This is a genomic window from Streptomyces sp. SID5910 (assembly GCF_009862125.1).
Classification (GTDB): domain Bacteria; phylum Actinomycetota; class Actinomycetes; order Streptomycetales; family Streptomycetaceae; genus Streptomyces.
In genome coordinates this window covers 1-6,131 of record NZ_WWHX01000539.1, presented here as the reverse complement: position 1 = coordinate 6,131, position 6,131 = coordinate 1, and the positions used below count along the sequence as shown (strand labels likewise).

Below are 6,131 nucleotides of genomic sequence, written 5' to 3'. Positions count from 1 at the left end.
GAGATCGCCCGCTACGACCTGTCCGAGGACGCCTCCACGGAGACCGCCATGGTCTTCGGCGAGCTGTACCGGAACGGAGCGGAGTGGAAGTTCCGGGCCATCGGCCAGGGCTACGCCTCGGGCCTGCGCGGCATCGCCCAGGACTTCGGCGTGAACGTCTGAGTCACTGCTTCGTCCGGGGCGAGAGCCCCGATCGTCCGGCGCCGCACGGTTTACGTGCGGCGCCGGACGCGCAGGAAACCCAAGAACATCACCCGGGGAGGGACCATCACATGGGCGTCACTCTTGCCAAGGGGGGCAATGTCTCCCTGTCCAAGGCCGCACCGAACCTCACGCAGGTGCTGGTCGGTCTCGGCTGGGACGCGCGTTCCACCACCGGAGCACCCTTCGACCTCGACGCGAGCGCACTGGTGTGCAGCGGGGGCCGGGTGCTCGGGGACGAGTGGTTCGTCTTCTACAACCAGCTCAAGAGCCCGGACGGCTCCATCGAGCACACCGGCGACAATCTGACCGGCGAGGGCGACGGAGACGACGAGTCGCTGCTGGTCGACCTCTCCAAGGTCCCCGCCCAGTGCGACAAGATCGTCTTCCCGGTCTCGATCCACGCGGCCGACGAGCGCGGCCAGACCTTCGGCCAGGTCGCCAACGCCTTCATCCGGGTGGTCAACCAGGCCGACGGCCAGGAACTCGCCCGCTACGACCTCAGTGAGGACGCCTCCACCGAGACCGCGATGATCTTCGGCGAGCTCTACCGCTACCAGGGCGAGTGGAAGTTCCGTGCAGTGGGGCAGGGGTACGCGTCGGGGCTTCGCGGCATCGCTCTAGACTTCGGAGTCAACGTTTCGTAAAGCCGAGTACGGCGCGGGGGAGCCCCGTACATACACGATTGGGTAGCCAGTGCTTCTGAAAACCTTCGGCTGGTCGTTCGCGGTCACCGCGCTCGGCCTGGTCGCGGCGGTCTTCTACGGGGGGTGGACCGCTTTCGGTGTCGTGGCGATCCTCTCGGTCCTGGAGATCTCGCTGTCGTTCGACAACGCGGTGGTCAACGCCGGAATCCTGAAGAAGATGAACGCCTTCTGGCAGAAGATCTTCCTCACCATCGGCGTCCTCATCGCAGTCTTCGGCATGCGTCTGGTGTTCCCGGTCGTGATCGTGGCCGTCAGCGCCCAGCTCGGGCCGATCGAGGCCGTCGACCTCGCCCTGACCGACAAGAACCGCTATCAGGAGCTGGTCACCGACGCCCACCCGTCGATCGCCGCCTTCGGTGGCATGTTCCTGCTGATGATCTTCCTCGACTTCATCTTCGAGGACCGGGACATCAAGTGGCTCCAGTGGCTGGAGCGGCCGCTGGCCAAGCTCGGCAAGGTCGACATGCTGTCGGTCTGCATCGCCCTGATCGTGCTGCTCATCACCTCCATGACCTTCGCGACCCAGGCGCACCTGCACGCCGGTCACGCCGACAAGGCGGAGACGGTCCTGATCTCCGGTGTCGCCGGTCTGATCACGTACATGATCGTCGGCGGTCTCTCCGGCTACTTCGAGGACAAGCTCGAAGAGGAGGAAGAACGGGAGCACGAGGAGGAGGAGCAGGCCGAGCGCACGGGCAAGCCCAAGTCCGCGGTCGCGCTGGCCGGCAAGGCCGCGTTCTTCATGTTCCTCTACCTGGAGGTCCTGGACGCGTCGTTCTCCTTCGACGGCGTCATCGGCGCGTTCGCCATCACCAACGACATCGTCCTGATGGCCCTCGGCCTCGGCATCGGCGCCATGTACGTCCGTTCGCTGACGGTCTACCTGGTCCGCCAGGGCACCCTGGACGACTACGTCTACCTGGAGCACGGCGCGCACTACGCCATCGGCGCCCTCGCCGTCATCCTCCTCGTCACCATCCAGTACGAGATCAACGAGATCATCACCGGCCTCGTCGGCGTCGTCCTGATCGGCTGGTCCTTCTGGTCCTCCGTGCGCCGCAACAAGGCGCTGGAGGCGGCCGGCGGAGCGGGCGACGGAGAGAAGGCGGAGGTCTCCTCCGGGGTGTGACACCCCGGTGATCCCGGGCCGGTGCGCCCCCGGTGCCCCTGCGCCACCGGTGTGAACCCGGCCCGGACGAGGAACGCTCTGAGCGGGGCGGCCGACGAGGACGACTCCTCGGGGCCGCCCCGTCGGCGGTGAAGGGAACGTGGGGGCGGGAATGGGCTTCTTGGACGGTCTGTGGCGTGGCCGCGACAGCGATTTCGACTCGGGCAGCGCGGCCAGCAACTCCATCGAGCTGACCAAACGGCACAGCCAGGTCTCCCTGACCAAACAGGGCGCGGCCACCGGGCACCTGCGCATCAACCTCACCTGGCGGATGCGGACCTCGGACATCATGGGCAACCAGCGGGAGAGCCTGCTGCGCCACCCCTTCAAGGCCCTCAAGCCCCCCGAGGTCGTCGGCCACAGCCAGAGCATGGTCAACGTCGACCTCGACCTCGGCTGCCTCTACGAACTCCAGGACGGCACCCGGGGCGTCGTCCAGCCGCTCGGCGGCTACCTCGGCGACGTCAACGCCCCGCCGTACGTCAAGCTCAGCGGCGACGACCGGTTCGGCTCGGCCTCCGGCGAGACGATCTACGTCAACCTCGACCACCGGGACGCCATCAAACGCCTGCTGCTCTTCGCCTACATCTACGACCAGACGCCGGCCTTCGACCGTACGCACGCCATCGTCACGCTCTACCCGAGCAACGGGCCGCGCATCGAGATAGGCCTCGACGAACGCCACCCGCAGGCCCGCTCCTGCGCCGTGGTGATGATCGAGAACGTCAAGGGCGAGATCATGGTCCGCCGCGAGGTGAAGTTCGTCTACGGCTTCCAGGGAGAACTGGACCGGCTCTACGGCTGGGGGCTCCAGTGGGGGCGGGGCTACAAGACCAAGGTCGAGCGCTGAGCGCGGCTCACCGGCCGACGAACTGCGGACCCTGCGGCGGCAGCCGGAAGTCCGGGTCGGGACCCCCGGTCACCGGCAGCGGATAGCCGTAGCCGGACTGCGCCCCGGCGGCCCCCGCGGTGGCGGGCGCCTGCGGATAGCCGTTGGCGGGCCGCGCGGCCGGCTGCGGATAGCCGTACGCCGGCTGCGTCGTCGGCGGCTGCTGCGTCGGCTGCTGCGGATAGCCGTACGCGGGCTGGGCGGGCACCCCCGCCGGCTGCTCCGGCGGCAGCGGGTACGAGACCTCCGGGGCGGCGGCCGGCACGGGCAGCGGCTGCACGGTCGTCGGCTCGTCGGGGCCGACCGCCGGCCGGTCCGGCACGGACGGCGCCGGCGCGGACGGCGCCGGTGCGGACGCCTCCGGGGAGGGCGCCGCGGCCGGCTCCTGCGCCGCCTCGGACTCGTCCACGGAGATGCCGAAGTCGGTCGCCAGGCCCTTCAGCCCGTTGGAGTAGCCCTCGCCGAGCGCCCGGAACTTCCAGCCCTCCCCGCGCCGGTACAGCTCCCCGCAGATCAGCGCCGTCTCCTGGCCCGTCTCCGGCCTCACGTCGAAGTACGCCAGCGGCTCCCCGTCGGCGACGGCGGCGTCGTACAGCAGGATGCGCAGCTCCCGCACCCGGTCGAAGGCCACGCCGTCCGCCGAGGCGACCAGCAGGATCCGGCCCACCGACGGCTCGACGCCCGAGAGGTCTGTCTGGATCGTGTCGGTCAGACCGTCGGGGACCCGCTTCTTGCCGAGCCGCCACACCTGCCCGGACGGATGCCGGGGCTGGTTGTAGAAGACGAAGTCCTCGTCGGAACGCACACGGTCGTCGGGGCCCAGCAGCAGCGCGGAGGCGTCGACGTCCGGGACCCCCTGCCCGGGTGACCAGCGCAGCACGGCGCGTACCGTGGTGGCTTGCAGCGGGACGTTCGACCCCTTCAGCATCGCGTGCGTCATGCCGTCATCCTGCCTTCTCGGTCCTGCTCACGACAACGCGGGGGCGGGGTGCGCGGGGCCGTGTCCGCGCCGCTCCGGTCGCCCGCCGCCGACACGGCGGGGTTACCTGGAATTCATGCCCGGTGGGAACCACCGACATGGATACCTACGTACTATTACCGGCCACCTTGGACCGACCACCGGTCGCCCAGACACCGCGGGGGAGTATTCATGCGTCATTTCGGGCACATCGCCCCTGAGGTGCGCACGCGCCTGTTCCACCAGGAGCCCTGCACGTTCACCGCGGGCTCCCCGGCCCGGCTGCTGTCCGCGGCCCTCGGCGCCACGCTCTACAGCCCCGCCACCCGACCGAAACTCGCCGACGACGTCCTCAAGCAGGGCGCGCGCGGTGTCGTGTCGATGGTGCTGTGCCTGGAGGACTCGATCGACGACGCCGACGTGGCGGCCGGCGAGGAGAACCTCGTCCGGCAGTTCACCGACCTGGCGAACCGGCCCGGCGCGGACGTGCCGCTGCTCTTCGTCCGGGTCCGCACCCCCGAGCAGATACCCGACCTCGTGCGGCGCTTCGGCCCGGCGGCCCGGCTGCTGTCCGGATTCGTCCTGCCCAAGTTCACCGAGGAACGCGGCGTGCCCTTCCTGGAGGCGCTCGCCGCGGCCGAGGCGGCGAGCGGCCGGCGCCTGTTCGCCATGCCCGTGCTCGAGTCCCCGGACCTGCTGTACCGCGAGTCGCGCGTGCAGACGCTGGAGGGCATCTCCCGCGCGGTCGACAAGTACCGCGACCGGGTGCTCGCCCTGCGCCTCGGCGTGACCGACTTCTGCTCCTCCTACGGGCTGCGCCGGGCCCCCGACATGACCGCGTACGACGTCCAGATCGTCGCCTCCGTGATCGCCGACGTGGTGAACATGCTGGCCCGGGCCGACGGCACCGGATTCACGGTGACCGGGCCCGTGTGGGAGTACTTCCGGGTCCAGGAGAGGATGTTCAAACCGCAACTGCGGCAGAGCCCGTTCCTGGAGGTGCAGGCCGTGGAGCTGCGCCAGAAGCTGATCGAGCACTCCATGGACGGCCTGCTGCGCGAGATCGCCCTGGACCAGGCCAACGGCCTGCTCGGCAAGACCTGCATCCACCCGTCGCACGTGCTGCCGGTGCACGCCCTGTCCGTCGTCAGCCGCGAGGAGTTCAGCGACGCCCAGGACATCCTGCGCCCCGAGCGCGGCGGCGGGGGCGTCCTGCGGTCCGCGTACACGAACAAGATGAACGAGGTGAAGCCGCACCGCGCCTGGGCGGAGCGGACCCTGCTGCGCGCCGAGGTCTTCGGCGTCGCCAACGAGGACATCGGCTTCGTGGAACTCCTCGCCGCCGGCCTGTCCGACTGACCGCACGAGATGCCATGACCGAGGACAACGGGAGGCTTGGGTACATGACCGACAGGGCACGCGCCGGGGAACACGGCGGCGTCTGGTCCGGCAGCTGGGTCGCGGAGCGGCTCGGCGTCGAGCTCGCGGGCGACGGCGCGCTCACCGGCATGCTGGGCCTCGCCCTGCGCCGCAACCCCAAGCGCGCCCATCTGCTCGTGTCCAACGTGCTCGGCAAGCACGTCCCGCAGTCCCCGTCCGTCGTGTACGGCCACGGTGTCGCCCTCGGCCGGCGGGTCCGGGACCTGCTCGGCGCGGAGGAGGCCGGGCGGGCCGTCGTCCTCGGCTACGCGGAGACCGCGACCGGCCTCGGCCACTCGGTCGCCGACGGGCTGGGCGCCGCGCCCTACCTGCACTCGACCCGCCGTCCGGTCGCCGGGGTCGCCCGCGCGGGCGGCTTCGAGGAGTCCCACTCGCACGCCACGTCCCACCTGCTGCTGCCCGAGGACCCGGCGCTGCTGGCCGGCGACGGGCCGCTGGTCCTGGTCGACGACGAGTTCTCCACGGGGAACACGGTGCTGAACACCGTGCGCGATCTTCATGAGCGGTATCCGCGGGGGCGGTACGTGGTGGTCGCCCTGGTGGACATGCGGTCGGCGGCGGACGCGGGACGCCTGGAGGAGTTCGCGTGGGAGATCGGCGCGAGGGTGGACCTCGTGACGACGGCCTCGGGAACGGTACGGCTGCCGGCCAGCGTGCTGGAGAAGGGGCAGGCCCTGGTGGCGCGGTACGAGGCGGAAGGTGCCGGGTCCGGTGGTCCGTCGTCCGCGGCGCCGTCGTGGCCGGTCGCGCAGTTCCCCGCGCCCCTGG

The 6,131-nt window shown here is 70.3% G+C and carries 6 protein-coding genes and 1 pseudogene; 6 read left to right on the top strand and 1 reads right to left on the bottom strand.

The window, feature by feature from the left end:
- From GTW67_RS18895 to GTW67_RS18880, 4 genes and pseudogenes are all read left to right on the top strand, one after another.
- Positions 1 to 162 (top strand): annotated as a pseudogene (locus tag GTW67_RS18895) (calcium homeostasis/redox stress adaptation protein); the annotation flags it as partial.
- A gap of 110 nt (positions 163 to 272) precedes the next feature.
- Positions 273 to 848, top strand: coding sequence for a TerD family protein (locus GTW67_RS18890; RefSeq protein ID WP_161165996.1), 576 nt, complete (start codon positions 273 to 275; stop codon positions 846 to 848).
- Positions 849 to 897: 49 nt separating this feature from the next.
- On the top strand, positions 898 to 2,037 hold the full coding sequence (locus GTW67_RS18885; protein ID WP_161165995.1) for a DUF475 domain-containing protein: 1,140 nt from the start codon (positions 898 to 900) through the stop codon (positions 2,035 to 2,037).
- Positions 2,038 to 2,188: 151 nt separating this feature from the next.
- A complete protein-coding gene (locus tag GTW67_RS18880; RefSeq protein ID WP_161165994.1) occupies positions 2,189 to 2,926 on the top strand; it encodes a TerD family protein in 738 nt (245 codons plus the stop codon).
- A 7-nt stretch (positions 2,927 to 2,933) separates the two neighbouring features.
- On the opposite strand, the gene GTW67_RS18875 is transcribed toward GTW67_RS18880, so the two are convergent.
- Positions 2,934 to 3,905, bottom strand: a complete 972-nt coding sequence (locus tag GTW67_RS18875; protein ID WP_161165993.1) for a TerD family protein — start codon at positions 3,903 to 3,905, stop codon at positions 2,934 to 2,936.
- A gap of 210 nt (positions 3,906 to 4,115) precedes the next feature.
- Between GTW67_RS18875 and GTW67_RS18870 the strand changes: the two genes are divergently transcribed.
- The gene (locus tag GTW67_RS18870; protein ID WP_161165992.1) at positions 4,116 to 5,282 is read left to right on the top strand and encodes an HpcH/HpaI aldolase/citrate lyase family protein; all 1,167 of its coding nucleotides are present in this window, start codon (positions 4,116 to 4,118) and stop codon (positions 5,280 to 5,282) included.
- 44 nt (positions 5,283 to 5,326) lie between these two features.
- Positions 5,327 to 6,131, top strand: an 805-nt coding sequence (locus GTW67_RS18865) for a phosphoribosyltransferase domain-containing protein (protein WP_202437407.1), incomplete at its 3' end; no start/stop codon positions are given.

Excerpts from the sequence above, each read along its gene's own strand:
- GTW67_RS18890 (WP_161165996.1), top strand. The coding sequence starts at position 273 with ATGGGCGTCACTCTTGCCAAGGGGGGCAATGTCTCCCTGTCCAAGGCC.
- GTW67_RS18880 (WP_161165994.1), top strand. The coding sequence starts at position 2,189 with ATGGGCTTCTTGGACGGTCTGTGGCGTGGCCGCGACAGCGATTTCGAC.
- GTW67_RS18875 (WP_161165993.1), bottom strand. The coding sequence starts at position 3,905 with ATGACGCACGCGATGCTGAAGGGGTCGAACGTCCCGCTGCAAGCCACC.
- GTW67_RS18870 (WP_161165992.1), top strand. The coding sequence starts at position 4,116 with ATGCGTCATTTCGGGCACATCGCCCCTGAGGTGCGCACGCGCCTGTTC.